The sequence below is a fragment of the Alkalimonas sp. genome, assembly GCF_020831925.1.
Classification (GTDB): domain Bacteria; phylum Pseudomonadota; class Gammaproteobacteria; order Enterobacterales; family Alteromonadaceae; genus Alkalimonas.
Map to the genome: position 1 here is coordinate 14,075 of NZ_JAFIFQ010000005.1, position 26,952 is coordinate 41,026.

The window sequence follows — 26,952 nt, forward strand, 5'->3', positions numbered from 1 at the left end:
ATGGCTCTTGTCATTTTACAGATTTATTATATGCTGTTTGATAAAAATGACAACGCTGTCAATCGGTTTTTTGCACAATTTATCGACAGCGTGCAACAACCGCGTGTATTGAGGTAGGGGAATGAGCATAGCAGCACAGCCACAGCAATTGTATCTGGGCATTGATGGTGGTGGCAGTAAGTGCCGCGCTATTCTGGTATCGCAGGATTCTGAGATATTGGGTGAAGGCATCTCAGGGCCAGGCAATCCGCTGCGGGGTATGGAAATCGCCACTGCTTCAATTATGGATGCGACCAGGCAGGCGCTGTTGTGTGCAGGTATGCCGGAGCGTGCTATGGCTGAGCTTACCGTTGGTGCTGGCCTGGCTGGGGTCAATGTGCCCCAATACCATGCGCTGTTTCGCGATTGGCAACATCCCTTTGCCGCTTTTCACCTGACCAGTGATTTGCACATTGCCTGTATGGGGGCTCACCATGGGCAGGATGGCGCTGTGATTATTATTGGGACTGGGTCCTGCGGCCTTGCTCAGTCTGGCACACAGATGATAGAAGTTGGGGGCCATGGTTTCCCTTACGGCGATAATGGCAGTGGTGCCTGGTTTGGTTTGCAAATGGTGCATCAGGTACTACTGAGCCTGGATGGACTGGCGCAGCCAACGGCCATGACCCAGGCGTTATTCAAAGCCAGCCACTGCCATGACCAGCTGGCGTTGGTGCAGCATTTTATGCACGCTAGCCCAACCCTGTATGCCAAATACGCGCCCCTGGTCTTTGCCTGTGCGGAGCAGGGCGATGCCGAAGCGCAGGCTATTGTGCAGCAGGGAGCCGTTCATATTAATGCCATTGCGCACCGTTTGTTGAGCATTGAACCACCGAAACTGGCTTTGATTGGTGGCTTGGCCTACAAGGTTGAACCTTATCTGGATGCGGCCGTCCGTGCCCGGCTGGTCGTGGCTGATGCCAGCCCCGAATGGGGTGCTGTATGGTATGCTCAGCAACTGGCACAGCAGCAGGAGAAAACCGCGTGAGCAGCACCTTTGAACTACGGATAGCACGTCTTTTTGATGGCGACGCCTGGCACAGCAACGTTGCTATAAGTGTGGAACAGGGACGGGTTGCCGGCATTCGGCCATGCGAGTCTAATACCGTGATTCAAGCTAACTTGGTTCCTGGCTTTATTGATATTCAGGTCAATGGCGGTGGTGGTGCTTTGTTTAATACAGAGCCGACAACAGCCACATTGCGCACCATGCTGCAGGCGCATGGCCGCTTTGGAACCACCGCTATGTTGCCTACCGTCATTACCGATAGCTTGGCTACCATGCAGCAGGCAGCCGATGCAGTTGCCGCGGCTATTGCCGCCGACCAGCCCGGAATTATTGGTATTCACTTTGAGGGGCCGCATTTGTCGGTGCCCAAAAAAGGCGTGCATCCGGAACATCAGATCCGGCCGCTTTCAACGCAAGAGCTGGCGCTCTACCAGCGCCGTGACCTGGGCATTCGTATGCTGACAGTTGCACCGGAAACTATATCGCCAGCGCAAATTCACCAATTGGTGGCTGCCGGCGTGCTTGTGTTTTTAGGTCACTCCAATGCTGATGCTGCGACTGTGCAGGCTGCTTTGCAGGCCGGAGCCAGCGGCTTTACGCATTTATACAATGCGATGTCGCCATTGACATCGCGTGAGCCTGGCATGGTAGGCGTGGCACTGGCCGATCGCGACAGTTGGTGCGGCATTATTTTGGATGGCTACCATATGGACCCTATTGCGGCCAAGGTGGCGTTAGCGGCCAAGCCCGGCGGCAAAGTGCTGCTGGTAACTGACGCCATGTCGCCGGTTGGCACCACAGACACCGAATTTGCATTTTTTGACGGCAAGGTCGCTCGGCAAGGCAATAAGCTGACCAATGAAGCAGGTGCGCTGGCGGGCTCGGTGCTGGATATGGCCGCGGCGGTGCAGTATGCGGTGCAGGTACTGGGGGTAGAGTTTGGCGAAGCACTGCGGATGGCAGCTTTGTATCCGGCCGAGGCGATCGGCTGTGCCGATGTACGGGGCAAATTGCAACCGGGCTACCTGGCCGATATGGTGCTGCTAACGGATGCGATGCATTGCCAGCAAAGCTGGTGGCAAGGCCAGCCGCTTTGGCAGGGTCATTAAACAATTCGGGCTGCATTAAGCAGCCTTAGTCAGATCCGGTTGCAACCGGACGTTTTATCAACAAGGGGTATTTATGGAAGCTGCAGCAACGCAAAGTGTCAGGCGCACACAATTGATGCCGATGGTGATCGTCGCCATCTTATTTTTTGTGCTGGGTTTTGCTACCTGGCTAAATGGTTCTTTAATGCCGTATCTGACTCAGATGCTGCAGCTCACGCCTTTGCAGGCGTCATTGATCCTGTTTTCCTTCTACATTGCGGTGACCTTCACGGCCATCCCATCGGCTTGGTTGATCCGAAAAGTCGGTTACAAAAATGGTATGGCGCTTGGCATCGGGGTGATGATGCTGGCGGGATTGCTGTATATACCAGCGGCAAAAACCCAAATCTTTGCAGTGTTCTTGTTCGCTCAGCTGGTGATTGGCGCTGGCCAGACTTTGTTGCAAACGGCGGTCAACCCTTATGTGGTGCGGCTTGGCCCGGAAGAAACCGCTGCAGTGCGGGTGAGCATTATGGGCATTTTGAACAAAGGCGCTGGCGTGGTAGCACCCTTGGTGTTTACTGCCTTGGTTATTGGCAGCCTGAGTGCACCAGCTGGGTCGGAGTTGACCCAGGGGCAAATCGATACCATGGCCGATCGCATGGTGTTGCCTTACCTTGGCTTGGCTATTTTCCTTGGCTTGCTGGCACTGGCGGTACGTTTTTCACCCCTGCCTGAGCTGATTGAAACCGCAGCACCCGATGCTGGTACTGCTGATCAAAGCCAACTTAAGGCCGTGCTGGCCAAGCCAGCGCTGGTGCTTGGCGTGGTGGCGCTGTTTGTTTATGTGGCGGTGGAAGTGATTGCCGGCGATACCATTGGCATGTACGCCTTATCACTTGGCGTGGAGCGCTACAGCGTGATGACCTCCTACACCATGGTCTGCATGGTGGTCGGTTACTGCCTGGGGATTGCCTTGATCCCTCGGCTATTATCGCAGCAAACCGCCCTGGCGATTTCGGCTGTGCTGGGCCTGGTGCTGACGCTGGCAGTGGTCTTTGGCAACAATGAATCCTACGCCATTGCCAATGCGGTGCTGGTGCCTTTTGGTGGCGTGGCCTTGCCGGATACGCTGATGTTTATTGCCTTGCTGGGCCTGGCTAATGCCATTGTTTGGCCGGCGGTCTGGCCTTTGGCGCTATCCGGCCTTGGGCACCTCACCAGCATAGGTTCGGCTTTGTTGATCATGGGCATAGCCGGTGGTGCTTTTGGCCCCTTGTTCTGGGGCCTGTTTAGCGGTACTGGCTTAGGTCAGCAGGGCGCTTACTTTGTTATGCTGCCATGCTATGCCTTTATTCTGTTCTATGCCGTGAAAGGCCATAAGTTAAAAAGCTGGAAATAACGATGAGCGCCCGTGCAGTTCAGCGCCATGTTGCCGGTGAGCGTTTTATCGCGCTGGATGCGCTTCGGGGCCTGGCATTGGCATTGATGATCCTGGTGAATACACCGGGATCATGGAGCCATGTCTATGCGCCTTTGCTGCATGCCGACTGGCATGGATTTACTTTTGCCGACATCGTGTTTCCGATGTTCTTGTTCGCTGTTGGCGCAGCCATGGCTTTTTCGATGGCTGGCATGACGCCCTCCGTGGCCGCCTGGCAAAAAGTTATAAAACGCACGCTGTTATTATTTGCTTGTGGCTTATTGCTGCATTGGTTTCCTTTTACCGGCAGCACCACTGAGCTTCGGATCCCTGGGGTGCTACAGCGGATTGCACTTTGTTATGGCATTGCTGCGGTGCTGGTGTTGTACTTTCGGCCGCGTCAGCTCTGGCTTGCTTCGCTGGTACTGGTTGGGTTGTATTGGTTGTTGTTGCTGTTATTTTCCAGCGGCCAGCCCTATGCGCTGGCTGGCAATGCAGTGCAACGTTTTGATCTGTGGTTATTAGGGGCTGCGCATCTGTATCAGGGCTTTGGCGTGGCTTTTGACCCAGAAGGGCTGCTCAGCACGCTACCAGCGGTCAGCTCGGTGTTGATTGGTTTTTTAGTGGCTCAGCAGTTGCGCTCAATGCAAAAAGCAACCAGTGTCTATTGGCTGCTGTGCTTTGGGCTGAGTGTCACCGTCCTGGGGTTAGTGTGGCACCTGCTCTGGCCTATTAACAAAGCACTCTGGACTGGCAGTTATGTGGCGTTTTCCAGTGGTCTGATTCTGCTGCTGTTGGCAGGGATGGTCTGGTTGCTGGATGTGCAACAAAAAAGCTGGTTACAGCCATTGGTGGTGTATGGCAGCAATCCACTCTTTATCTACATGCTCGCATGGCTCTGGGCCGTTGCTGCCAGCCAATTGATCCGCTTTAGCTATGCTGGCCAAACAACCAGCCTGTACCAGTTTGGCTTTGATAGCCTACATACACTGCTACCCGCCAAGCTGGCATCACTCACCTTTGCTCTGCTGCATGTGCTGCTGTTCTGGGGGTTGTCCTACTGGCTGTATCAGCGGCGGATTTTTATAAAGCTTTAAAATAGTGTTCTTCTGATAGTCAAACTTAGGGCTTGTGCCTAGCTTCTGCTAAAATGTCAGCTCGCCAGCCATCGCGGTGATGCTGCTGGTTTACCTAAGACTAGGATCTATTTTGACTACGAATGATATTTTGCGCCGTATTCGCTATGTATTTGATTTAAAAAACAGCGCCCTGATTGAGGTGTTCGCGTTAGCTGACCTGACGGTCAGCCAGGCGCAAGTCACCGCCTGGCTTAAAAAAGAAGAGGATGAGGGGTTTGTGCCCCTGGCCGATAGCGAACTGGCCGCCTTTTTGAATGGCTTTATTGCCTTAAAGCGCGGCAAACGCGAGGGCGAGCAACCCAAAGCGGAAACAAAACTCACCAATAACATGGTGTTCCAAAAGTTGCGCATTGCATTAAATCTGCAAGCCGAAGAGATTCTGGCGATTATGCAAGGGGTCGATTTCCGGCTCAGTAAGCATGAATTAAGTGCCTTCTTTCGCAAGCCTGAACATAAAAATTATCGTGAGTGCCAAAATCAAATCCTGCGCAATTTCTTAATGGGCCTGCAGCGCCAGTTGCGGCCGAATGATCAGAATACGGATTGATAGCATCTTAGCTGCAAGTGTTTGTTTATGGCACAGCCATTTGAAACTGGCGAACCTGGTTCCGGCCATTTTCTTTAGCTTCATATACAGCATTATCGGCAGTCTTAAGGAGCGCCTCTGTGCTCATACCTGATTTATAGGTTGCTACACCTATAGAGATCGTGAGCGGGTGATGAGGATCGGCCAGTGGGGATGACTCGACGGCTTTGCGGATGCGCTCTGCTACGTCCATCGCTTCACTGGCATTGGTCGATGGCAAGAGGACGATAAACTCCTCACCTCCGAAACGTGCACAAAGATCAAAGCTTCGCAGCTGACCAGAAATACACTGAGCTACATGCTGCAAAGCTTTGTCACCCACATCATGACCATAGGTATCATTGATTGCTTTAAAAAAGTCGATATCCATCATCAACAACGAAAAAGGAGTCCGGCGTCTTTCTCCTTTAACAACCAAATCCCCCAATGCTTTGCTTAACGCATGACGGTTCAGATGTCCGGTTAAAGCATCGGTATTTGCTTGGTGCGACATCTTTGCCAGACTTTCTCTGAGTTGCCTGGTCAGCGACTTATTTTCCAGCTCCAATCGGATACCCTCTATGACTCGTATTGAAATTGGTTTAATCAAAAAACCCAACGCTGTGAGGTACATAGTGACAGTAAAAGCTGCCTCGGTAACATTTTCAATTCGATCCTGAATCAGAATAAAAGAGGCGATAGCTGAGATAATCGCACTGAGAATTACCACATGGAATGACTTAGGATAAGTAATGTAAGTCGGCAATATAACTGAGATAATTCCTGCAAAGAAAATTGCCACCCAAGTATCTGTTTTTAAGCTGTATCCCATAAAAGCAAGGAAGACGGTTCCCCATAACACTCCCTCAAGGATTAAAATGATATTAACATGAAGCAAGTGCCTGGATGTAGCTGCCCCCTCTTTATGAATCTTATTGAACATGTAAACGGCATAAAGCCAGTAGGCAAAGAAAATAGATACCCAAATAATAAAGTGGGGTTGTGGTACTTGCTTATGGATGAGGACATACAAAACAAGCCAGCCAACGGGTATCGCCAGGAAAGTTTTTGAAATCGTCTTGATAAACTGAACAAAACCCTCTTCTTTCGCTTCCGCCAGAAATAAAGGCTCTGCTTGCTTTTGAAGCAGCTGCTTTTCATTTTCCATATCCTGTCACCTTCAGATCAATCAACATAAGCCCCTGAGTGACGATAGCTCACAGTGCTGGCGTAAATGTGATACAAAACTGATGCATGGATACACCTCATGACCATGCTGGGGTGTATTCGGGTGGTAAGTAACTTATCAAGGAAACCTACTCATCCTGAGCAGCAAAGCATTGCACCCTGAAGTCATTAATTGTAAACAGACTAGTTGACTATAGTTGTAACTGCCGGTGGGTGCAAACTGGCTGGAAGTGAATGTCTTACTTACCAAATTTGGTTTTCAGGGCCTTCTCAACCTCGGGCGAAACAAAACCGCTGACATCGCCGCCGTGGCGGCAGACTTCTTTAACCAGAGTGGAAGAGATAAAGGTGTTCTTTTCCGAGGGTGTCATAAAGATGCTGTCGAGCTTAGGGTTCAGAGTGCGGTTCATGCTGGCTAGTTGAAACTCGTATTCGAAATCAGCCACCGCCCGCACACCACGGATCAGCACCTGGGCATCCTGCTCACGGGCTAAATCTGCCAGCAAGCCGGAAAAGCCTATCACTTTCACATTGCTGTGGCCGGCGAACAGCGTACGGGCCAGCTCCACCCGCTCTTCCAAGGTGAACAAGGGTTGCTTGCTTGGGTTGGCCGCGACCGCAACCAGCACGGTGCTGAATAGGCGGGCAGCACGCAACACCAGATCGGCGTGGCCATTGGTCAGCGGGTCGAAGGTTCCGGGGTAAATGGCGGTTATATTCATCAGCAAACAGGCATCCTGTGGTCAGAAAAATGGTGACTAGAGTTTTTAGTCAATTTAGCGTTACTATACAAAGAAAACAGTCCAAAGAAAAACAACAAAGACAGGCCGGGATGGAAAAGAAACTTCGCACCAAAGACAAAATCGTGCAGGCCAGCATTGAGCTGTTTAATGCGCAGGGCGAGCGTCAGGTGACCACCAATCACATTGCTGCTCACCTGGGCATCAGCCCGGGTAATCTGTATTACCATTTCCGTAATAAAGAAGACATTCTGCGGCATATCTTTAAAGAGTATACCCGTTTGCTGGAAAGTCGGATCCAACCGCCAGGCGATAACGCCGAGGCGCTGGATGCGCTGGCCAACTACCTGGATGTGGTGTTTGAGCTGATGTGGCGTTTTCATTTTTTCTACGCCAACCTGCCGGATATTCTGGCGCGCGACCCGGCGCTGCATAAAGAGTATCAGGCAGTGCAGGAGCAAGTCCTGGCCCGGGTGATCCGGGTGCTTAATGCATTGCGTCAGGCCGGCGTGATTGAGATGCCGGAGCAGGAAACCGGCGAATTTGCCCATACCATCAAGCTGGTGGTGACCTTTTGGATCAGCTACCTGAAAACCCAGGCGCCGGAGCAGACCATTGATCAGGCCAGTGTCTATCAGGGCGTTTTGAAAGTGCTGTTGTTGTTCAAGCCCTATGCCAGCCCGGCGGCGATGCCGCGTATTTTGCAGCTGCAGCAGCATTACCAGCGGCTGGCCCGGCAGTCAGAAAGCGTCAGCGTATAGCGAACTTTACAACCCTCCATTTTGCCAACAGGTCTGCTGTGAAAAACACTGCAGAAGTCCGGCCGAGTCAGTACAATATGCAGTATTGATGACTAATCATGCCGTTTTTCTCAGGAGACCTTTATGCCAGCCACTGCATTTTTGCAGCACTTACAACAGCAAATCGATGACGTTAAAAGCGAAGGCCTGTACAAGGCCGAGCGCCTGATCAGCTCGCAGCAAAGCGCTGCCATTCAGGTTGGCGATCGTGAGGTGCTGAACTTCTGCGCCAACAACTACTTAGGGCTGGCCAATCACCCAGAGTTGATCAAAGCTGCGCAGCAGGGGTTAAACAGCCATGGCTTTGGTGTGGCCTCGGTGCGCTTTATCTGTGGTACCCAGGATATTCACAAGCAGCTGGAGCAGAAAATCAGCAGCTTCCTCGGTATGGAAGACACCATTCTGTACTCCTCGTGTTTTGATGCCAATGCCGGTTTGTTCGAAACTTTGCTTGGCTCGGAAGATGCCATTATTTCCGATGCGTTGAACCATGCTTCCATCATCGATGGGGTGCGGCTGTGCAAAGCGAAACGTTACCGCTATGCCAACAACAATATGGCCGAGCTGGAGCAGCAACTGCAGCAGGCGGTGGCCGATGGCGCCCGTTTTAAACTGATCGCCACCGATGGGGTCTTCTCGATGGATGGCGTGATTGCCGATCTGAAATCCATTTGCGATCTGGCCGATAAATACGATGCCATGGTCATGGTGGACGATAGCCATGCGGTTGGCTTTGTTGGTGCCAAGGGGCGCGGCACTCATGAATACTGCGACGTGATGGATCGGGTGGATATTATCACCGGTACCCTTGGCAAAGCCCTGGGCGGTGCCTCCGGTGGTTACACCTCGGCCCGCAAGGAAATCGTCGAGTGGCTACGCCAGCGCTCACGGCCGTATTTGTTTTCCAACTCGGTAGCACCAGCCATTGTTACGGCGTCGATCCGGGTGCTGGACTTGTTGGCCGAAGGCGATGCACTGCGGGCTAAGCTGTGGCAAAACGCCGGTTACTTTCGCGAGCGCATGCAGGCGGCGGGCTTTACCCTGGCTGGAAAAGATCACGCCATTATCCCGGTGATGCTGGGTGATGCCAAAGTCGCGGCCGAGATGGCGCAGCGCATGCTGGCTGAAGGCATCTATGTGGTTGGTTTCTCCTTCCCGGTGGTGCCAAAAGGCCAAGCCCGTATTCGTACCCAGATCTCGGCTGCCCACAGCCGCGAGCAGCTGGACCAGGCCATTGACGCCTTTATACGTATTGGTAAAGACATGGGAGTGATCCAATGAAAGCCTTAGCCAAACTCAAAGCCGAACCTGGCATCTGGTTAACTGAAACCGAGAAACCTCAGGTCGGCCCGAACGATGTGTTAATTCGTATCAAAAAAACCGCCATCTGTGGCACCGATGTGCATATTTACAAGTGGGATGAATGGGCACAGAACACCATTCCGCATGGCATGGTGGTTGGTCATGAATACGTCGGTGTGGTAGAAGGCATGGGCTCGGAAGTCCGGGGCTTTCAGGTTGGTGACCGGGTATCCGGCGAAGGGCATATTACCTGTGGCCACTGCCGCAACTGCCGTGCCGGCCGGGTGCATTTATGCCGCAATACCACAGGGGTGGGGGTGAACCGCCCTGGTGCTTTTGCCGAGTACCTGGTGATCCCGGCCTTTAACGCCTTTAAAATTCCGGACAATATCCCGGATAACATTGCCTCGATTTTTGACCCCTTCGGCAATGCCGTGCACACGGCTTTGTCGTTCGATCTGGTCGGCGAGGATGTGCTGATTACCGGCGCTGGCCCGATTGGCATTATGGCAGCGGCTGTTGCCCGCCATGTCGGTGCTCGTCACGTGGTGATCACCGATGTCAATCCGTACCGCTTGCAGCTGGCGCTCAACATGGGTGCCACCCGGGCCGTCGATGTCAGCAAAGAAAAGCTAACCGATGTGATGAAAGAGCTGGGCATGACCGAGGGCTTCGATGTAGGCCTGGAAATGTCTGGCGTGCCGTCGGCCTTTAACAGCATGCTGAGTACCATGAACCATGGCGGTAAAATTGCCATGCTCGGTATTCCACCCTCTGATATGGCGGTGGACTGGAATCAGGTGATTTTTAAAGGCTTGATCATCAAAGGCATCTACGGCCGTGAGATGTTCGAGACCTGGTACAAAATGGCCAGCCTGATTCAATCCGGCCTGGATTTAAGCCCGATGATCACCCATGAAATGCCGGTCGATAACTACCAGGAAGGTTTTGACATCATGTGTTCCGGCCAGTCCGGCAAAGTGATCCTGAACTGGAGCTAAGCTGCAGCCTTCGCAGAAATGGCCACCTTCTGTGTGGCCGTTTTTTATGGCTGATTAACAACGCTGGCTTGCAGCCCTAAACGGCAGGGCTGTTATTGCGGCGCTAGCTGAAACAGCCAGCGCATGCCGCTGCGGTAGCTGGCCGGGCTGTCGGCTGCGTGAGTGCCCCCTTCACTCACCTTGAACTCCAGCTGCCAGGGCAGCTTGTCACTGCCTTGCCAGTGAGCGAGCCAGGCTCTGGCATCCGCAATCAGCTGCGGCCTGTCGGCGGTACCGCTGGTGACTATCAGGTGTAAATCATTGCGACTGGCGCTGGCCGGAGCGGCATAAAAGAATTCGCGACCAGGCCGGAAGGCCGGGTTGCTGGCAATTCGTCCCCAGAACAAATCCGGCTCAGTAAAAGCCGAGTAGAGCACCATGCTACCGCCCCGACTTTGCCCAAACAGCACGCGTTTGTTGGCATCTGCCCGATAATGGGATTCAACCCTTGGTAGCAATTCATGCTTTAAAAACTGCAAAAAAGCGGCGGCAGTGCCATCCCCGGCAATGCCATCGGCTGCACCTGGGGTAAAGTCAAGGTGCCTCTTATTGATAGCAGGTGAAAAACCGCCATAGGCAATGCCAACCACAATGGCTTCCGGTAACTGATCATCAAAGGTAAGAAATAAATGATTAGCTGCAAGAATAGGAAATAAAGAATCACCATCCAGCAGGTAGACCACCGGGTACTGGGTATCGGCTTGGCTGTCGTAGCCTTCTGGCAAGCGAATATAGATATGAAAGGCCCGGCCAACGGCCTCGGAGTGCAGCTTAAAATAATCGCCCTGCAGTGCTGGCAGGTGGTTCAGCGGCACCAGTGTCTCGGTAGGCTTTGCTGCTGGTGTGCTTTTGGTCGCTTGAAAAGGCTCCGTTGTTTCGGCGGCAGGCTGAAAAGCCTTAACCAGCAACGTCAGGCCAATAAGCAACAAGTTAAAGCGATAGGCTGGCATCAATCATTCCTTTGTTATGGCATGCCTTGGAATCATGCCATAACAGGTAGAAAAAGCCTACTGGCGGCATCTTCCTGAGTGCCGGTGAACTCAGTGGCAACGTGTGATGCGCAGTGCTGCATTTGGTTTCACTGCTTCATATATAACCGGTGCTGGGCAAGCTGCGACCTTTCATTTACTATGAATAAAAAGGTGCTCAAAGGACGAAGCCGCTGTGCAAACCAGTGACTTGTTAATTCAATTGATGCTCTATGTATTCCTGCCATTATGGGGCATTGCAGGCTTTATTGACTGGTGCTGCCACCGCGCCACCCGAATTGAACACACCTCCGGCTTGAAGGAATCCCTGGTGCATTCACTGATGGGGATCCAAATGGCGATTCCTATCTTGTTGTGTCTGTTATTTCAGGTCAATGTACTGATCATGCTGATTTGCCTGCTGGCCTGGCTGGCACACGAGCTAGTGGCACACTACGATGTGCATTATGCTGCCCCCAGACGACACATCAGCATTTGGGAGATGCATGCCCACAATTACCTGGCAACCTTACCGCTGTTTATGCTGCTGTTGATTATTGTCATCAACTTCCCGGTGTTTATCCAGCTACTGACCCTGGACTGGCAGGGGCAGTTTCAGTTCAAACGCATGCCTTATGCTCATGGCGGTGATGGTTACTTACTGTATTATTTAGGGTTTATGTTTCTGGTATGCGTATTGCCCTATCTTGAAGAGAATATTCGTTGCCTGCGGGTTTTCTGGCAGCAAAGGACTGCAGGATGAGTGTGTATATCAGTAGTACCGGTCATTTTTTACCGGGGCCCGCGGTAAGCAATGACGAGATGGAATCAGTCCTCGGTTTTGTGCATGGCAAACCCAGCCGTTTGCGGCGTCGTATTTTGCAGTCCAATGGCATACAGAGTCGGCACTATGCCATTGATGCGCAACATCGTACCCTGTTTTCCAACAGTCAGATGGCCGCCAAAGCGGCAGAAGACTGCCTGGCAAACAGCTTTATTGGCAAGCCGCAACTGACCATGCTTAGCGCGGCTACCAGCCAGGGCGATTTGGTGCTGCCTGGTTTTGGCTCAATGGTGCAGGCTGAGTTGCAACTGGCCGATGTTGAGCTTCATACCTGTCACGGTATTTGTTCCAGCAGCATGATGGCATTAAAAGCCGCTTATACTGCCTTACTGGCCGGTGAGCACAGTACCGCCATGGTGGTAGCCAGCGAACTGACCTCGCGGTTATTTAAAGCGCGACGATACGAAGTGGCTGGAGCCGAGCTGGATTTTAATGCAGAGTTTTTACGCTGGATGCTGTCCGATGGTGCCGGGGCTTTGTTGCTGGAATCCAGGCCACGTGCTGGCAGCTTTCGCATTGACTGGATCCGGAGCTTTTCCCATGCCGATGCCTATCCGGTGTGCATGAGCGTGGGGCAGGCACCCAATGAAAATCGTAGCTGGCAAGACTACCCGAGCTACGCCGAGGCAGAGACAGCCGGTGCTTTGTTACTCAGGCAAGATGTGCGTGTGCTGGATGCGATAGTCAAGCTGGGGGTGGATGGTTATCTGCGATTGATAGCCCAGGGCCTTATACAGCCGGATGAGATTGATCACGTGCTTTGTCATTACTCATCGCATTATTTCAAGAGTAAAATTTTTGACATGATGCAGCAGGCGGGCGTTGGGCTGGCTGAGGACAAGTGGTACAGCAACCTGTACCATAGAGGCAATACCGGTTGTGCTTCAATCTTTATTATGCTGGATGAGTTCAGACGCACCCAGAGCTATCAGCCGGGTGATACTATTTTGTGCATGGTGCCGGAAAGTGGCCGCTTTAATACAGCTTACATGCAGCTGACTGTGATGGATGCCTACTAAGGAGCAATGATGTCTGAACAGATCACCACGGAAATGGCGCAGCAAGGACTGCAGGCACTGATGCGGGTTTGGTTTGATTTTGAGCGGCAACTGGGGCGTGTTCCTTTGTTGCAGCGCCTGCAGCGTGGCCAGTTTTCAATAGACGATTACCAAAAGCTACTGTTGCATTGGCGTCAGCAGGTGATTGAAGGTTCACGCTGGATCAGCCGTTGTGCCTCCAGCTTTGACCGCCATTACAGCGATGTGCGCTCTGCCATTATCGGCCATGCCCGCGATGAGCACCGGGATTACGAAATGCTGGAGCAGGATTTTGTTGCCGCCGGAGGCGAGTTGGTAGTCATGCATGCGGCAAGCCGGGCAAACAATATTGGTTCGGAAGCCTTGCATGGCTTTATTATGTACCGGGCCAGCCAGCCGAATCCGGTCGATTTAGTCGGTGCCATGTGGATTATTGAAGGGCTGGGCCAGAAAATGGCGTCCAGTTGGGCAGGACAAATTGAACAGGCCACTGGCTGCGACAGCAGCTGTACCCGCTTTATGCGCTACCACGGCTCGCAGGATGAGCACCATATGCAGGAGCTGTATCAGCTATTGGACCGTGTGTGCAACAATGCTGAACAATTAGCGGCGATAGTGCGTACTGCCAAAGTCGTGGCCAGGCTCTACTGTCTGCAACTGGAAGAGGTGGAGCATGGCTAAGAAACCCAGTGCTTATCTGCAAGCCATTGCCCGTGATAACTCATTGCCTATTGAGCAAAGTGCGCTTGATTTATGGCTTAAGGACTTACAAAATCCATTGCGTTGGGGCATACGGCCCTTGCTGCAGTTTGTCTTTGCCATCTTGTTGCACTTGATCTGGTTTTTTAAACGCCTGCCGCTGCCGCAATTCAGCGCCCATCAGAGCTTGCAGCGGCTGATTTGCTGGTTTTGCCGCCACTTTGTCAGTAAAGAAGCAAATTTGCTGATCCTGCGCCACTATGCCACCGAATCCAATGTGCTGAACTTTCTGGCCGCCAACAGCCCGGTTGACGATTATCAGCCGGTGCAGCTCTATCCGAAAAGCATCGATGATATGAGGGATGCCAGTTTTGTTGAGCATGATCAGCAATTGTTCCGTTTGTTCGCAGAGCTTGGTGCCTGGCATCATCCGGCTAAGCCTCTGCCGGTTGATGAGCTGAGCTGGCAACACTGGCAGCCAGTGCAAATGGCGGACTTTGAATTTGCAGAGAAGCGGACACAGTGGCTGGACTTTGAAAGCGCGCACGCACTTTTTATGTGTTTATTCTGCCTGCTACTCACGCGGGAACAATACCGTGATGCTATCAATGGCTTTAATCTGGATCAGTCCATCGCATTGCGTATCGGTGATCTGGTGGGCAACCCCAAGCTAGCCGAGATGGCTTACAACAAGCACCCGCATTATCTGGTGGGCCCCTGGAATCTCAGCCAGCGTTTTTTGATGCATGGTTTTTTTACCGAACAACTCTATGCCTATTTAGAAGGCGTCCGCCAAAGCACAACGACTGACACTGCCTAAGCCATCAGGCAGTGTGTTCGCTTTTCCCTAACCGCTCCAGCAGCAACTGATTTTCCCGCTCGATATGACGGTAAAAGGCCAGATCAGCCAGCTTGCTGGCAGCCGCGTCATCCAGCACCACCACCGCATGCTGATGCAATTGCAGCGCCGAGGCCGGGCAGGCGGCACTGAGCGGTCCTTCGACCATGGCTTTCACCGCATCGGCTTTGGCTTCGCCGGTTGCCAGCAGCAACACCTTACGGGCATCTAAGATGGTGCCTATGCCCATGGTAATGGATAAATGCGGCTGGTACTCACCTTCTTTAAAAAATCGGGCGTTGTCGTTGATGGTGGCCTGAGTCAGGGTTTTGACCCGGGTGCGGGAGCGCAGGCCTGAAGATGGCTCGTTAAAGCCAATATGACCATTACGGCCAATGCCCAGCAACTGTAAGTCGATGCCGCCAGCCGCTGCAATCCTGGCTTCGTAGTCATGACAAGCAGCAATGGGATCAGCGGCATCGCCAGCGGGCACATGAGTGTGTTCTGGCTGGATATTAATCTGTGAAAACAGCTGCTGCTGCATAAAATAGCGATAGCTTTGCGGGTGATCGGGCGACAGGCCTAAGTATTCATCCAGGTTAAAGCTGGTGGCCTTAGCAAAACTCAGCTTGCCAGCCTGATAGCGTGCAATCAACTTTTGATAAAGGGCGACCGGGGTCGAGCCTGTAGCCAGCCCCAGAACCGCGTCGGGCTTTTTACTCAGCAAACGACTGAACTGGTCGGCACCATACTCAGCAACAGCATCGGCAGTGGGCTGGATCACTATCTGCATAACAGGCTTCCTGTATCGTTTACAGCATATCCACCTGGCAAACCGGTGGTGGCATTTTATGCTGCTAACATAGCAGAATCAAGGCTAAATGACAACGTTGTCATTTAGCCTTCCCGAGGCAAACCAATTTACTTCTCGGCAGGGCCTGCTGCGGTAAAGCGCGCCAGTGGCGCCATCCTGGCCCGGTTCAGCGTCAGGCTGTCGTCGGTCAGGTTAAAGTTGTCAAAGCTTTGCAGCACCTCGGAAAACTCCGGCTCGATGGTATCGTGCAAGCAAGCCATCTGCGTCATGCCAATACCGGACAAACGAAGCCGCAATTGCGCCGTATTCAGCTCATAGCCACCAAAGAAACGGTTGCAACCGGCATTGCCATGGACCCTAGGCTCCGTGCTGCTAAAGACAATATAGGCTGGGGTATCGGCTGGCAGTGGCTGGCCCATCAGTTCGGTCAGCTGCCACCTGGTCCCGGCCAGTGGGCTTGTTGCCAGCTGAGCTGGTGGTGCTTTATGCAGCTTGTAGTTCTCTGCCAATTCACCGGTGATGCGCTGCCCATTCATATCCAATTGCCAGAGTACGTTTTCCCCGACAAAAAACTGGTCACTTCCTGGTTGAGACCGCTCCAAACGAATAATCTGGCCACTGCTGTCCCACTCGAATGCACCGTGCTCACGAAATAGGTGCTCGGACTTACCCAAATACCGGGTTTCTAACTGGTACTGGCCATCCTGCTGCAGCGTGAGCCTGGTTTGAATGCCTTCGCAATCGGCACAGGGCAAAATCCCCTCGTAACGGCCGTCCCAGTCGAGCGCATTGCGGCTATTGTGAGCCTGATCCGCCACAGCCGGGGTGCTCGTCTTATCAGCACTTAATGGCACATTTGGCTCGGAACAACCAAGCAGCAGCATACTGGCCGCTAAAAAGCTTGCGGGTAACGATTTCATCGACTTAACCTCGAAGACTGATAAACATCTTTATTTTAAGCGGCAACACTGAATCATCCCTGAACTAGCGCCGGATCTGAAAATCCTGCCATTCGTCGGTCGGTAAGTCTTTATCAACATCAATGGCGCTAACTTCTGCCTGAGCCGGGCCTTGCCAGCACCATTCCAGCAGTTGCTGCAAATGATCCGGCATACCTTCGGCAACCACCTGTACCAGGCCGTCTTCCAGGTTCTGGCAGTAGCCGGTCAGGCCTAACATTTGGGCTTGCTGCTGGGTTGATGCGCGGTAAAACACGCCTTGCACTTTGCCATGGATCAGCAGTCGCCAGCGTTCGTGATGCATTCTGTCTTCCTTTGCTTGCTCTGAAAGACTACTAGTATAGATCAGCCAGTTCGGCCTTAGTGGCAGCCGGGTAAATAAAAACGGCAGCCAGAGGCTGCCGTTGAAGAGCGAAAACAGGGGTTAGTGACGGAAGTGACGCACACCGGTAAAGACCATGGCCATGCCATGCTCATCGGCTGCGGCAATCACTTCCGCATCGCGCATTGAGCCACCTGGCTGGATCACCGCAGTAATGCCAGCGGCAGCGGCCGCATCGATACCATCGCGAAACGGGAAGAAGGCATCCGAGGCCATCACAGAGCCTTTCACCTCCAGTTTTTCATCGGCGGCTTTAATGCCCGCAATTTTGGCGCTATACACCCGGCTCATCTGGCCGGCGCCGACGCCAATGGTCATGCTGTCTTTGACATAGACGATGGCGTTGGATTTGACGTATTTGGCCACTTTCCAGCAGAACAACAAGTCAGTTAGCTCCTGCTCGGTTGGCTGACGCTTGGTCACCACTTTTAGATCGCTTACGCTGACACTGGCCTGATCACGGTCTTGCAACAAAATACCGCCATTGACCTGCTTGATATCTACCGCTGGTGCCGCGGTACTAAAAGCACCGCAAACCAACAGTCGTACATTCGGCTTGCTGCCAATCACGGCGATGGCAGCCTCAGTTGCTGCCGGGGCAATGATCACTTCAACAAACTGGCGATCGATGATGGCTTTGGCGGTGGTGTCATCCAGCTCCCGATTAAAGGCGATGATGCCACCAAAGGCTGACGTGGGATCGGTCAGGTAAGCACGCTCGTAGGCGGCCAGAATGCTGTCACCAATGGCCACACCGCATGGGTTGGCGTGTTTTACAATGACACAGGCTGGCTCACTGAACTCTTTCACGCACTCCAGCGCGGCATCGGTGTCGGCGATGTTGTTGTACGACAGTGCTTTGCCTTGCAGCTGAGTGGCTGTAGCAACGGATGCTTCCTGAGCAGTTGGGTCAATATAGAATGCCGCTTGTTGGTGGCTGTTCTCGCCGTAACGCAAATCCTGTTTCTTCACGAACTGGCTGTTGAAGGTACGTGGGAAGCGGCTGGCTGGCTCGGCGGGTGTGTCATAGGCTGGTAGCATGGTGCCAAAGTGATTGGCGATCATGCCATCGTACTGAGCGGTGTGCTCAAAAGCCGCAATGGCCAGACTGAAACGGGTAGCATGGGTGGTGCCGCCCTGATGGGTTTTCATTTCGCCCAGTACAGTGGCGTAGTCGCTGGCGTTAACAATGATGGTAACATCCTTGTGGTTCTTCGCTGCTGCACGAACCATGGTTGGGCCACCGATATCGATGTTTTCAATGGCATCTTCCAGGCTGCAGTCTTTGTTCGCTATCGTTTTAGCAAAAGGATACAGATTGACAGCGACCAAATCGATGGCGCCAATGCCATGCTCTGCCATCACGGCTTCGTCCTGACCACGGCGTGCCAGAATGCCACCATGCACTTTCGGGTGCAGGGTTTTGACACGGCCAGCCATGATTTCAGGGTGACCGGTGTAGTTGGAGACTTCCTGTACAGGAATGCCATGCTCAGCCAGCAGCTTGGCGGTACCGCCAGTAGAGAGGATCTCTACTTGCATTTGATGGAGGGCGCTGGCAAATTCAACAATACCGGTTTTGTCCGACACACTTAGCAGTGCACGACGAATAGGGCGATAGGTAGTCATTTTTGTTTCTCTATTGCTTAAACGGGGCGATTAAAATGAAAAAAGCACCTGGCGGTGCTTTTAAGCAGGGGCCGGGGCCCCTGCGTCAGTCTCAGCTCATGCCGTACTGTTTTAATTTTTTCCGCAAAGTACCGCGGTTAATACCCATCAGGTTGGCAGCACGGGTCTGGTTGCCACGGGTATATTTCATCACTTCTTCCAGCAGTGGGCGCTCCAGCTCAGACAACACCAGGTTGTACAGATCATTGACGTCCTGACCATTCAGTTGTTGCAGGTAGTGCGCAACGGCCTTTTGAGCAGCGGTTCTCAGCGCTTGTGGTTTTTCCTGAGACTGCACATGGGCATTGGTGATAAAAGGCGAAGAAACAGTTTCATTAAACATTGCGATTCTCTTTACTTAAGTTGCTGCTAGTTGATGAAAATACATAGTTAACGCCTCCAGTTGCTGTTCAGGCAGCTCGATGGCGTTGAATTCTCGGCGAAATGCACCGGCTGCATCATGCTCGGCCAGATACCAGCCAACATGCTTGCGCGCGATGCGTGGCCCCAAGTGCTGGCCATAGAGCTGATGCAATCCCTGCACATGCTCTTGCAAAATGGACTCGACTTCCGAAAGCGCAGGGGGCGCTAATTCCTGCCCTGTGGCCAGGAAGTGAACCACTTCCCGGAAGATCCAAGGGCGACCCTGGGCCGCGCGGCCAATCATAATGGCGTCCGCGCCGGTGTAATCAAGTACCATCTTGGCTTTTTGCGGTGAGGTTACATCACCATTGGCAATCACCGGTAGGGTGATTGCCTGTTTGATGGCGCGAATTGTATCGTATTCTGCGTTCCCTTTGTACATACAAGCACGGGTACGGCCATGAACCGCCAGCGCTTGTATGCCATTGGCTTCGGCAATACGGGCAATTTCCACTCCATTTCTATGATCCGGGTGCCAGCCGGTGCGAATTTTCAGTGTCACTGGCACCGACACGGCTTGGACCACGGCCTGGATGATCTGTTCCACCAATTGCGGAAATTGCAGTAGTGCAGAACCAGCCAGTTTTTTATTCACTTTCTTGGCCGGGCAGCCCATATTGATATCAATGATATCGGCACCCAGCTCCACATTGTACTGAGCGGCTTCAGCCATTTGCGCTGGATCGGCCCCGGCAATCTGCACCGAGCGGATGCCACTTTCAGCCTGATGCGTCATGCGCTTTTGTGATTTCTCACTCTGCCACACCAGCGGATTGCTTGAGAGCATTTCCGACACCGCCAGGCCTGCACCAAACCGACGACACAGCTGACGAAAGGCAACGTCCGTGACACCTGCCATAGGGGCACAAATGACATTGTTCGGCAGTTGATAGGGACCGATTCGCACTTTATTCGCTCAGCTCGCACAGCTCTTACCCTCAGGGGGCGCAAGTTTACGGATTTTTGCCCGCCTTGCAAAGGCTAATATTTAAACAATTCTGAAATTTATTGCGCCTTGATGCCTTGACAAAAGCTAACTGCTTGAATTTTCGCCAACATCGGGCCAGGCCTGACATCGGAATAAAAAAGGCGCCACTCAAGGGCGGCGCCAATACCCAACACTCAGGAACAGAGGTGCAGGAAACCGGGAGGGTTAGAACCCTTTAGTGATCGTGCTCATCGTGCGATGGGTCCGCGACACCTAGCCAGGTGATCAGCGCTGGCTCGAAATCCAGCGAAATACGCTCAACCGTCAGGCTGTGTAAATCCACCACTACCAGTTGTTTTGCCACCGGATCGGTCAGGTAAATGGTTTCATTTTGCTGATTGACGGCAATGCGTGGCCGGTTGTTGTTGTCGATGGTTTCGATCAACGTCAGGCTGTCTTTCAAAGCGAAATCCGCATCCCAATCGAACACATGCAAGGCTCCAGTGCTATCCAGCACCGCATAATGCTCACCATGAGCATCCACCGCAGAGGCAATACGGGTTACCTCGCTGTCGCCACGCCAATCCAGCTCACGCATACTGCCGTGAATGGCATCGATGATCCAGATGGCCTGGCCGGCATAGCCAATCACTTCATGCTGGTGCTTGTGGCCGCTAAAGCTGCCAATACGGCCAGTCAGGCTTTCGGCATTGGCAATTTTGCTGGCCAGAAACTGAGTGCCACGTTGTTCGACTAACAGCACGCCATCAGCACAGCCGAATAGCGTATAATCTTCAATTGAATAGCTGCCGTGCAAGCGTTCGCATGGCTCGTTGAACCGAATTTCAAAATCGTAATGATCATCATGGCGGTGGTACAGCTCCACCTGGCTTGGCAAGGTGGTGGCAGTGCCAGCGGCCCGGTAGGTGGTTAGCAGATAGTCACCACGCACTTCAGCGGTACCGTGCTGGTTGATATCCAGCGTCAGGCTGGCACCAATGCGGCCGTGTGCCAAATCGTCATCGCTGAATACGAATACAGCAGCGTTTTGCTGTGGATCGGCGTAACCATCGTAAAACAGTGCTGCCAGGCCTTCATGGGCCTCGTAATGGGTAGGCGCCGGGCCTGCCAGTTCAAAGCTAAGCATGACTGGGGCCTGCACATAGTCGTGCATGTGATCGCCGTGATCTTCCTGCCACTGACCGCCATCGAGTATCTGGGTGATGTTTTCGCTGCGCTGATTTAACAGGGCAAACCGAAAGCCCGGACTGGCAAAGAGTTGGGATACTTCGTGCTCTGTTTCCAGTTCGGCAATGATTTCATTGTCATGCAAATCGAACACATAGACATGGTGGTGGCTATGGTCATGATCGTGATCATCATCATGATGCGGCGCAGCGGTGATGACCAGGCGACCGCCCTCGGTGCTGTGGTGACCGTGGTCGTGATCATGATCGTGGTCATGGCCATGATCGTGTTGATCCTCTGCCACAGTGTCCAAATAGGTGTGGCTGTCGTTACAGCCGGTCAGCAGTAAGCCACTGGCCAGTGCCAGGCTGGCTGCCAGAGGAAAAGAGGTTGAAGTGCGCACAGCAAATCTCCGATATTAGGTTGTGATTTGTTATAACATAACATTAAATAGCTGGAGCTGACCAGTCCCTTTGGCCTGGATTTCAGGCTACTCAGCGGTGATCGGAGCTGTTTTTATCGTTAAGCACTGTGCTTACGAGCGCTCAGGCGTACCCATTCGTCCTGCTCCACCACAGGATCGAATGCAAAACGATCGCGGTAGGCGGCCATCACCTGCTCTGCCTGTTGTGGCAAAATGCCAGACATCACCAGGCTGCCGCCAGGGCGTACATAAGCGGCAATGACCTGATTTAGCTCGGCCAGGGGCCCTGCCAGTATATTGGCCACTACCACATCGGCGTTTAAGCTAGGTTGATCTTTGGGTAAATAGAGCTCCAGCTTATCGGCCACTGCATTGCGCTCAGCATTGGCCATGCTGGCTTGAATGGCCTGGGGGTCGATGTCGATGCCTACCACACGCTTGGCGCCAAGTTTTAAAGCAGCTATTGCCAGAATACCGGAACCACATCCAAAATCGACCACGGTTTGCTCTGGTTCAATATGCGCGTCCAGCCATTGCATGCAAAGGGCTGTGGTTGGGTGGGTGCCGGTGCCAAAGGCAATACCCGGGTCCAGCAGCACATTGATGGCATCTGGATCCGGAATCGCGCGCCAGCTGGGGCAGACCCAGAGCCGCTTGCCAAACTGAATCGGGTGGAAATTATCCATCCATTCGCGCTCCCAGTCTTTGTCTTCCAGCTGCTCCAGCTTGTAGCTTAGCCCCTGTTTAAACAACGCCGTTTGCCGCAGTTTATCCAGCACCGCTTGCATGGGATGATCGGCTTCAAACAAACCCATGACGGTGGTGTCCTGCCAGTACAGCACTTCGCCGGGCAAGGGCTCGTAAATGGGGGTGTCTTTGCTGTCGATAAAGGTCACGGCCTGGGCGCCCCAGCCAATCAGCATGTCACTGACTTGTTCGGCATGATGTTCGGTGGTTTGAATGCGAAGTTGGATCCAGGGCATGGCGGTTCTCATGGTTTAGCTGTAAAAAACGGTATTCTATCATCAGCCAGCGACAAAGCCGAAAAAAAGCAGAGTCATGAGGACATCAAAACAAAACAGGCTCCGCAGAGCCTGTTTTAATGGTTTGAAGCCGGGCTTATAAGCCGAGCTTCTTTTCCAGATAATGAATATTGGTGCCGCCTTTGCAGAAGCCGGCATCATTCATAATATCTTTGTGCAGCGGGATATTGGTTTTAATGCCGCCAACCAGCAATTCGCTTAGTGCATTGCGCATTTTGGCAATGGCCACATCGCGGGTATCACCATAGGTGATCAGCTTGCCAACCATCGAATCGTAATTCGGTGGCACTGTGTAATCGGCATAAATGTGCGAATCCCAACGTACGCCAAAACCACCCGGCGGATGGAAGCGGGTAATGGTGCCCGGCGATGGAATAAAGGTGGCTGGATCTTCGGCATTGATACGGCACTCGATGGCATGGCCACGAATCACAATGTCTTCTTGCTTGATGCTCAGTGGCAAGCCAGAAGCGATGCGCAGTTGCTCCTTGATCAGATCGACGCCGGTGATCATCTCAGTGACCGGATGCTCAACCTGAATACGGGTGTTCATTTCAATAAAAAAGAACTCGCCGTTTTCAAACAGGAACTCAAAAGTACCGGCACCGCGGTAGTTCATTACCTTACAAGCATCGACACAGCGGCCACCGATGAAATCACGCAGCTCCTGAGTAATGCCAGGGGCCGGAGCCTCTTCCACCACTTTTTGGTGGCGACGCTGCATCGAGCAGTCGCGCTCACCCAGGTGAATGGCATGGCCCTGACCATCGGCCAGTACCTGCACTTCAACATGGCGTGGATTTTCCAGGAATTTTTCCATGTAGACCATGTCGTTGCCAAAGGCAGCTTTGGCTTCGGCTTTGGTCATCTCAATCGAGCTGACCAGTTCGCTTTCCGAACGCACCACCCGCATGCCACGACCACCACCGCCGCCAGCAGCTTTGACAATGATCGGGTAGCCGATGCGATTGGCAATGGCTTTGTTCTTGGCGGCATCATCACCGACCGCACCGTCGGAGCCAGGCACGCACGGCACGCCGGCTTTTTTCATTGCTTCGATGGCTGAGACTTTATCGCCCATTAAGCGGATGGAGTCCGGCCGCGGGCCAATAAAGACCAGGCCGCTTTCTTCCACTTGCTGCGCGAACTCAGCGTTTTCTGCCAAAAAGCCATAGCCTGGGTGGATGGCTTGGGCATTGGTGACTTCCGCCGCCGCAATCAGTGCTGGCACATTCAGGTAACTTTTCGGTGAGGGCGCTGGGCCGATGCAGATGGTTTCATCGGCCAGCAGCACATGTTTCAGGTTACGATCGACCGTGGAGTGCACGGCGACCGTCTTGATCCCGAGCTCTTTGCAGGCACGCAGAATGCGTAGTGCAATTTCGCCCCGGTTGGCAATCAAGACTTTTTCTAACATAGGTTTGGCCTTTTTTGCTTATTCGATAATAACCAGGGGCTGGTCAAATTCTACCGGCTCGCCGTCTTGGACCAGAATTTCTTTCACCACACCGGCTTTGTCGGACTGGATCTGGTTCATCATCTTCATCGCTTCCACGATGCAGAGGGTATCGCCTACTTTCACACTCTGGCCTACCTCGATAAATGGCTTGGATGTTGGCGAAGGCGAACGGTAGAAAGAACCAACCATGGGTGAACGTACCCGGTGGCCTGTGGTTTCTGCCGGAGCACTGGCAACGGCTGGGGCAGCCGCTGGAGCTGCTGCCGGAGCAGGAGCAGCCATAGGGGCTGGTGCCGCTGCATAGTGAACTTGCTGAGGTGCTGTGCTTTGACGGCTGATGCGAACCGATTCTTCGCCTTCGGTGATTTCCAGCTCAGAGATACCGGACTCTTCAACCAGCTCGATCAGTTTCTTAATTTTTCTAATGTCCATAAAGGTTTAACCTGTCATTCTAGGTGGATGGATTGGATTGCGTAAAAGACACTGCTGCCTCAATGGCAAAGCGGTAGCCTTGTGGTCCCAGACCACAAATCACGCCTTTGGCAATGTCCGAAAGATACGAATGCTGCCGGAATGGCTCGCGAGCATGCACATTGCTCAGATGCACTTCAATGCAGGGAATGGCAACCGCCAGCAAGGCATCACGAAGAGCCACGCTGGTATGAGTGAAGGCACCCGGGTTGATGACAATAAAATCAACCTGGCCCAGACTCTGGTGAATACGGTCGAGCAGTTCATGTTCAGCGTTGCTCTGAAAATGGCTGAGCTGCACCTTCATGCCAGCGGCAAAATCCTGCAGTTCTTGCACCAGCTCGGACAGGGTTTGACGCCCATAGACCGTAGGCTCGCGCACACCCAACATATTCAAGTTTGGGCCATTTAACAACAGAATCCGCGTTTTATTCACCATAAGCTGCACATTTCCTGCACGTTCACGTTATTTCTCTGCATTATGCCTGAAGCAACCAGAATTAACAGCTGCCTTGAGTTTTATGAGTAAATAACGCGCGCTTGGTTCCGATTTAACGGCTTATTATAGTGAAATCGTGACAAATGGCAGCAAAATACTGGTCTAATCAGCAGGAAAAGACCAGTTTTCCGTTGTCTCATGCCTCTTTATCCGACCAGGGCTGCTTATTCAAGGATGGCTGCCAGGTGGCGGGCAAAGGGGCGGGCCGCCATAAAGCCGGTGACACGGGATTGCGTCATTTCGTTGCCATCGGCATCAAAGAACAACAAGGTCGGTAGCCCCAGCACCTGGTAGCGATCCAGCAACTGCTGATCGGCCCTGCTCATGCGGGTGACATCAATTTTCAGCAGTACCATCTGCTGCAGGTAGGGTTGGACTTGCTCGGCCGGGAAGGTCAGTAGCTCGAATTCCTTGCAGGCCACACACCATTCAGCGTACAAGTCCAGCAATACCACCTGGCCATTGGCTTTGGCTTTGGCCAATGCCTGATCTAGCTCGGTCTGATTAGCCACCAGCTGGAACTGGCCTGGGGTTTGTTGCCCGGCAGATGTCTGCGCCATTGTCGTACTGCCGCTTTGTGGCCACCAGCTTTGTACATTGATCAGCACCGTCAGGATCAGCAACAACTGAGCCGGTAACCAGAGCGCGCTTCGGGCTTTGAGGCTGGTCAGTTGCTGCGACACATAATGCAGGTAGAGGGCGGCAGATAAAGCCAGTACTGTGCCCAGCAGCAAAGTAACCCAGCCGGGCACAAAGCGATCGAGCAACCAGACCGGCACCGCCAGCAGCAAAAAGCCAAAAATATTTTTTACCGCGTACATCCACTGGCCGGCTTTGGGCAGCAGCTTAGCGCCCGAGCTGCCCAATATCAGCAGCGGTAAGCCCATACCCAGGCTCAGCACATAAAGCGTAATAGCACCGCGCAGCAAATCGCCGCTTTGTGCTACGTACAGCAGAGCAGCAGTCAGTGGAGCTGTGGTGCAGGGGGAGGCAATAAGACCGGACAAACTGCCCATGACAAAGGCCCCTTTGGCAGAACCGCGCTGTTGTTTGTTGCTAATGGCCGCAACTTTCGCCTGCCAGGCGCTCGGCAAACTAAAATTCAACGCACCAAACATCGCCAGCGCCAGCAGCACAAACAAGGCGCTGACCAGCAGTAAAATGGCCGGGTGCTGAAGCATGGCCTGAAAACGCACCCCCAGGCTGGCAATGACCAGGCCAAGCAAGGCATAAGTCAGCGCCATGCCCTGCACATAGGCAAAAGACAGGGTAAAGGCTTTCTTATTGGACAGATCCTTGCCCTGGCCGACAATAATGCTGGATAAAATCGGGTACATCGGAAAGACGCACGGGGTAAAAGCCAGACCCAGTCCCAGTAAAAAGAACACCCCCAGCGTCAGTAAAAAGCCGGAGCCTGCCAAGCGTTCGGCCAGGGTATTCTGGCTGGAAATCGGTGCGGACGACGCGACCGATTCAGCGCCATTGCTGGCAGTATTGCCGGTGGCAGGGCTTAGCGGCACGGTTTTGGTGGTGGGCGGGTAGCAAAAGCCAGCCTCGGCACAACCCTGATAGCGCACCCGTAGCTCGGCATCGTCGCCAATATCGGATAACGGCAAACGCAGAATGACCTGATGGTAGTAGACATCGGTCACGCCGAAGAACTCATCTTCGATGGTCATGGCGGCCGGGTAGCTGGGATGCGAGAAGCTAACAGCAATACCGGCAAACTTGAATTGCTCTTTGTACAGGTAGTAGCCGTCGGCAATGGTCCAGCTGAGCAGCAGCTCATCGTCCTGCTGGCGAAAATCAAACTCGAAGGCCTGATCGACCGGTAAAAAACGTGATGACTCACCGGTAATGGCGGCCAATACACTGTCATTGGCCTGAGCCGGTAACAGCGCCAACCAGCACAACAACAAGCAACTCAGTAAAGCTCGTAACATCAATCGGTTCTCTTCTTTGTTTCAGGCAGGCC

The 26,952-nt window shown here is 53.0% G+C and carries 27 protein-coding genes; 12 read left to right on the forward strand and 15 right to left on the reverse strand.

Features of this window, described 5'->3' with window-relative positions:
* Window positions 1-121: 121 nt before the first annotated feature.
* From nagK to JJU14_RS02970, 5 genes are all read left to right on the forward strand, one after another.
* Window positions 122-1,027: an N-acetylglucosamine kinase gene (nagK, locus tag JJU14_RS02950; RefSeq protein WP_228611112.1), complete on the forward strand. Its 906-nt coding sequence runs from the start codon at window positions 122-124 to the stop codon at window positions 1,025-1,027.
* The gene (gene nagA / locus JJU14_RS02955; protein ID WP_228611113.1) at window positions 1,024-2,157 is read left to right on the forward strand and encodes an N-acetylglucosamine-6-phosphate deacetylase; all 1,134 of its coding nucleotides are present in this window, start codon (window positions 1,024-1,026) and stop codon (window positions 2,155-2,157) included. The genes nagK and nagA overlap by 4 nt, the downstream gene beginning before the upstream one ends.
* A gap of 73 nt (window positions 2,158-2,230) precedes the next feature.
* Window positions 2,231-3,538 carry an N-acetylglucosamine MFS transporter NagP gene (gene nagP, locus JJU14_RS02960; RefSeq protein ID WP_228611114.1) on the forward strand — a complete coding sequence of 436 codons (1,308 nt, stop codon included), beginning with the start codon at window positions 2,231-2,233 and terminating at the stop codon, window positions 3,536-3,538.
* A gap of 2 nt (window positions 3,539-3,540) precedes the next feature.
* A complete protein-coding gene (locus tag JJU14_RS02965; protein ID WP_228611115.1) occupies window positions 3,541-4,656 on the forward strand; it encodes a heparan-alpha-glucosaminide N-acetyltransferase domain-containing protein in 1,116 nt (371 codons plus the stop codon).
* Window positions 4,657-4,768: 112 nt separating this feature from the next.
* Window positions 4,769-5,245, forward strand: coding sequence for a DUF1456 family protein (locus JJU14_RS02970; protein ID WP_228611116.1), 477 nt, complete (start codon window positions 4,769-4,771; stop codon window positions 5,243-5,245).
* A 25-nt stretch (window positions 5,246-5,270) separates the two neighbouring features.
* On the opposite strand, the gene JJU14_RS02975 is transcribed toward JJU14_RS02970, so the two are convergent.
* Entirely contained in the window at window positions 5,271-6,431 is a 1,161-nt protein-coding gene (locus JJU14_RS02975) for a GGDEF domain-containing protein (protein WP_228611117.1), read from the reverse strand.
* A gap of 259 nt (window positions 6,432-6,690) precedes the next feature.
* Window positions 6,691-7,173, reverse strand: coding sequence for a pantetheine-phosphate adenylyltransferase (gene coaD, locus JJU14_RS02980; RefSeq protein WP_228611218.1), 483 nt, complete (start codon window positions 7,171-7,173; stop codon window positions 6,691-6,693).
* 110 nt (window positions 7,174-7,283) lie between these two features.
* On the opposite strand from coaD, the gene JJU14_RS02985 reads away from it, so the two are divergent.
* The 3 genes from JJU14_RS02985 to tdh all read left to right on the forward strand — a co-directional run bounded on the left by JJU14_RS02985 (window position 7,284) and on the right by tdh (window position 10,294).
* On the forward strand, window positions 7,284-7,952 hold the full coding sequence (locus JJU14_RS02985) for a TetR/AcrR family transcriptional regulator (RefSeq protein ID WP_228611118.1): 669 nt from the start codon (window positions 7,284-7,286) through the stop codon (window positions 7,950-7,952).
* A gap of 123 nt (window positions 7,953-8,075) precedes the next feature.
* Window positions 8,076-9,272, forward strand: a complete 1,197-nt coding sequence (locus JJU14_RS02990) for a glycine C-acetyltransferase (RefSeq protein WP_228611119.1) — start codon at window positions 8,076-8,078, stop codon at window positions 9,270-9,272.
* Complete coding sequence (gene tdh / locus JJU14_RS02995) at window positions 9,269-10,294, forward strand: L-threonine 3-dehydrogenase (RefSeq protein ID WP_228611120.1); 1,026 nt, start codon at window positions 9,269-9,271, stop codon at window positions 10,292-10,294. Before JJU14_RS02990 ends, tdh begins: the two co-directional genes overlap by 4 nt.
* A 92-nt stretch (window positions 10,295-10,386) precedes the next feature.
* On the opposite strand, the gene JJU14_RS03000 is transcribed toward tdh, so the two are convergent.
* The gene (locus JJU14_RS03000; RefSeq protein WP_228611121.1) at window positions 10,387-11,283 is read right to left on the reverse strand and encodes an alpha/beta hydrolase-fold protein; all 897 of its coding nucleotides are present in this window, start codon (window positions 11,281-11,283) and stop codon (window positions 10,387-10,389) included.
* Window positions 11,284-11,497: 214 nt separating this feature from the next.
* Between JJU14_RS03000 and JJU14_RS03005 the strand changes: the two genes are divergently transcribed.
* From JJU14_RS03005 to JJU14_RS03020, 4 genes are read left to right on the forward strand one after another with little or no spacing between them, the layout of a single operon-like run.
* Window positions 11,498-12,064 carry a diguanylate cyclase gene (locus JJU14_RS03005; RefSeq protein WP_228611122.1) on the forward strand — a complete coding sequence of 189 codons (567 nt, stop codon included), beginning with the start codon at window positions 11,498-11,500 and terminating at the stop codon, window positions 12,062-12,064.
* Window positions 12,061-13,164, forward strand: a complete 1,104-nt coding sequence (locus tag JJU14_RS03010; RefSeq protein WP_228611123.1) for a beta-ketoacyl-ACP synthase III — start codon at window positions 12,061-12,063, stop codon at window positions 13,162-13,164. The genes JJU14_RS03005 and JJU14_RS03010 overlap by 4 nt, the downstream gene beginning before the upstream one ends.
* A 9-nt stretch (window positions 13,165-13,173) precedes the next feature.
* Window positions 13,174-13,863: an iron-containing redox enzyme family protein gene (locus tag JJU14_RS03015; protein ID WP_228611124.1), complete on the forward strand. Its 690-nt coding sequence runs from the start codon at window positions 13,174-13,176 to the stop codon at window positions 13,861-13,863.
* The gene (locus JJU14_RS03020) at window positions 13,856-14,701 is read left to right on the forward strand and encodes a hypothetical protein (RefSeq protein WP_228611125.1); all 846 of its coding nucleotides are present in this window, start codon (window positions 13,856-13,858) and stop codon (window positions 14,699-14,701) included. The genes JJU14_RS03015 and JJU14_RS03020 overlap by 8 nt, the downstream gene beginning before the upstream one ends.
* A 4-nt stretch (window positions 14,702-14,705) precedes the next feature.
* On the opposite strand, the gene nagB is transcribed toward JJU14_RS03020, so the two are convergent.
* The 12 genes from nagB to JJU14_RS03080 form a co-directional block, all read right to left on the reverse strand.
* On the reverse strand, window positions 14,706-15,512 hold the full coding sequence (gene nagB, locus JJU14_RS03025) for a glucosamine-6-phosphate deaminase (RefSeq protein ID WP_228611126.1): 807 nt from the start codon (window positions 15,510-15,512) through the stop codon (window positions 14,706-14,708).
* Window positions 15,513-15,640: 128 nt separating this feature from the next.
* Window positions 15,641-16,453, reverse strand: a complete 813-nt coding sequence (locus JJU14_RS03030) for a copper resistance protein NlpE N-terminal domain-containing protein (protein ID WP_228611127.1) — start codon at window positions 16,451-16,453, stop codon at window positions 15,641-15,643.
* A gap of 64 nt (window positions 16,454-16,517) precedes the next feature.
* A complete protein-coding gene (locus tag JJU14_RS03035) occupies window positions 16,518-16,796 on the reverse strand; it encodes an acylphosphatase (RefSeq protein ID WP_228611128.1) in 279 nt (92 codons plus the stop codon).
* A gap of 120 nt (window positions 16,797-16,916) precedes the next feature.
* Window positions 16,917-18,503: a bifunctional phosphoribosylaminoimidazolecarboxamide formyltransferase/IMP cyclohydrolase gene (gene purH / locus JJU14_RS03040; RefSeq protein WP_228611129.1), complete on the reverse strand. Its 1,587-nt coding sequence runs from the start codon at window positions 18,501-18,503 to the stop codon at window positions 16,917-16,919.
* Window positions 18,504-18,594: 91 nt separating this feature from the next.
* Window positions 18,595-18,885, reverse strand: coding sequence for a DNA-binding transcriptional regulator Fis (gene fis / locus JJU14_RS03045; RefSeq protein WP_091339061.1), 291 nt, complete (start codon window positions 18,883-18,885; stop codon window positions 18,595-18,597).
* Window positions 18,886-18,900: 15 nt separating this feature from the next.
* The gene (gene dusB / locus JJU14_RS03050; protein WP_228611130.1) at window positions 18,901-19,872 is read right to left on the reverse strand and encodes a tRNA dihydrouridine synthase DusB; all 972 of its coding nucleotides are present in this window, start codon (window positions 19,870-19,872) and stop codon (window positions 18,901-18,903) included.
* Between the two features lie 256 nt (window positions 19,873-20,128).
* Complete coding sequence (locus JJU14_RS03055; RefSeq protein WP_228611131.1) at window positions 20,129-21,484, reverse strand: hypothetical protein; 1,356 nt, start codon at window positions 21,482-21,484, stop codon at window positions 20,129-20,131.
* Window positions 21,485-21,603: 119 nt separating this feature from the next.
* A complete protein-coding gene (gene prmA / locus JJU14_RS03060) occupies window positions 21,604-22,488 on the reverse strand; it encodes a 50S ribosomal protein L11 methyltransferase (protein ID WP_228611132.1) in 885 nt (294 codons plus the stop codon).
* 136 nt (window positions 22,489-22,624) lie between these two features.
* Window positions 22,625-23,965 carry an acetyl-CoA carboxylase biotin carboxylase subunit gene (gene accC, locus JJU14_RS03065; protein ID WP_228611133.1) on the reverse strand — a complete coding sequence of 447 codons (1,341 nt, stop codon included), beginning with the start codon at window positions 23,963-23,965 and terminating at the stop codon, window positions 22,625-22,627.
* Window positions 23,966-23,983: 18 nt separating this feature from the next.
* Window positions 23,984-24,439 (reverse strand): acetyl-CoA carboxylase biotin carboxyl carrier protein, encoded by a 456-nt coding sequence (gene accB / locus JJU14_RS03070; protein ID WP_228611134.1) that lies wholly within the window; start codon window positions 24,437-24,439, stop codon window positions 23,984-23,986.
* A 19-nt stretch (window positions 24,440-24,458) separates the two neighbouring features.
* A complete protein-coding gene (aroQ, locus tag JJU14_RS03075; RefSeq protein WP_228611135.1) occupies window positions 24,459-24,917 on the reverse strand; it encodes a type II 3-dehydroquinate dehydratase in 459 nt (152 codons plus the stop codon).
* 224 nt (window positions 24,918-25,141) lie between these two features.
* A complete protein-coding gene (locus JJU14_RS03080; protein WP_228611136.1) occupies window positions 25,142-26,920 on the reverse strand; it encodes a protein-disulfide reductase DsbD in 1,779 nt (592 codons plus the stop codon).
* Window positions 26,921-26,952: the final 32 nt, after the last annotated feature.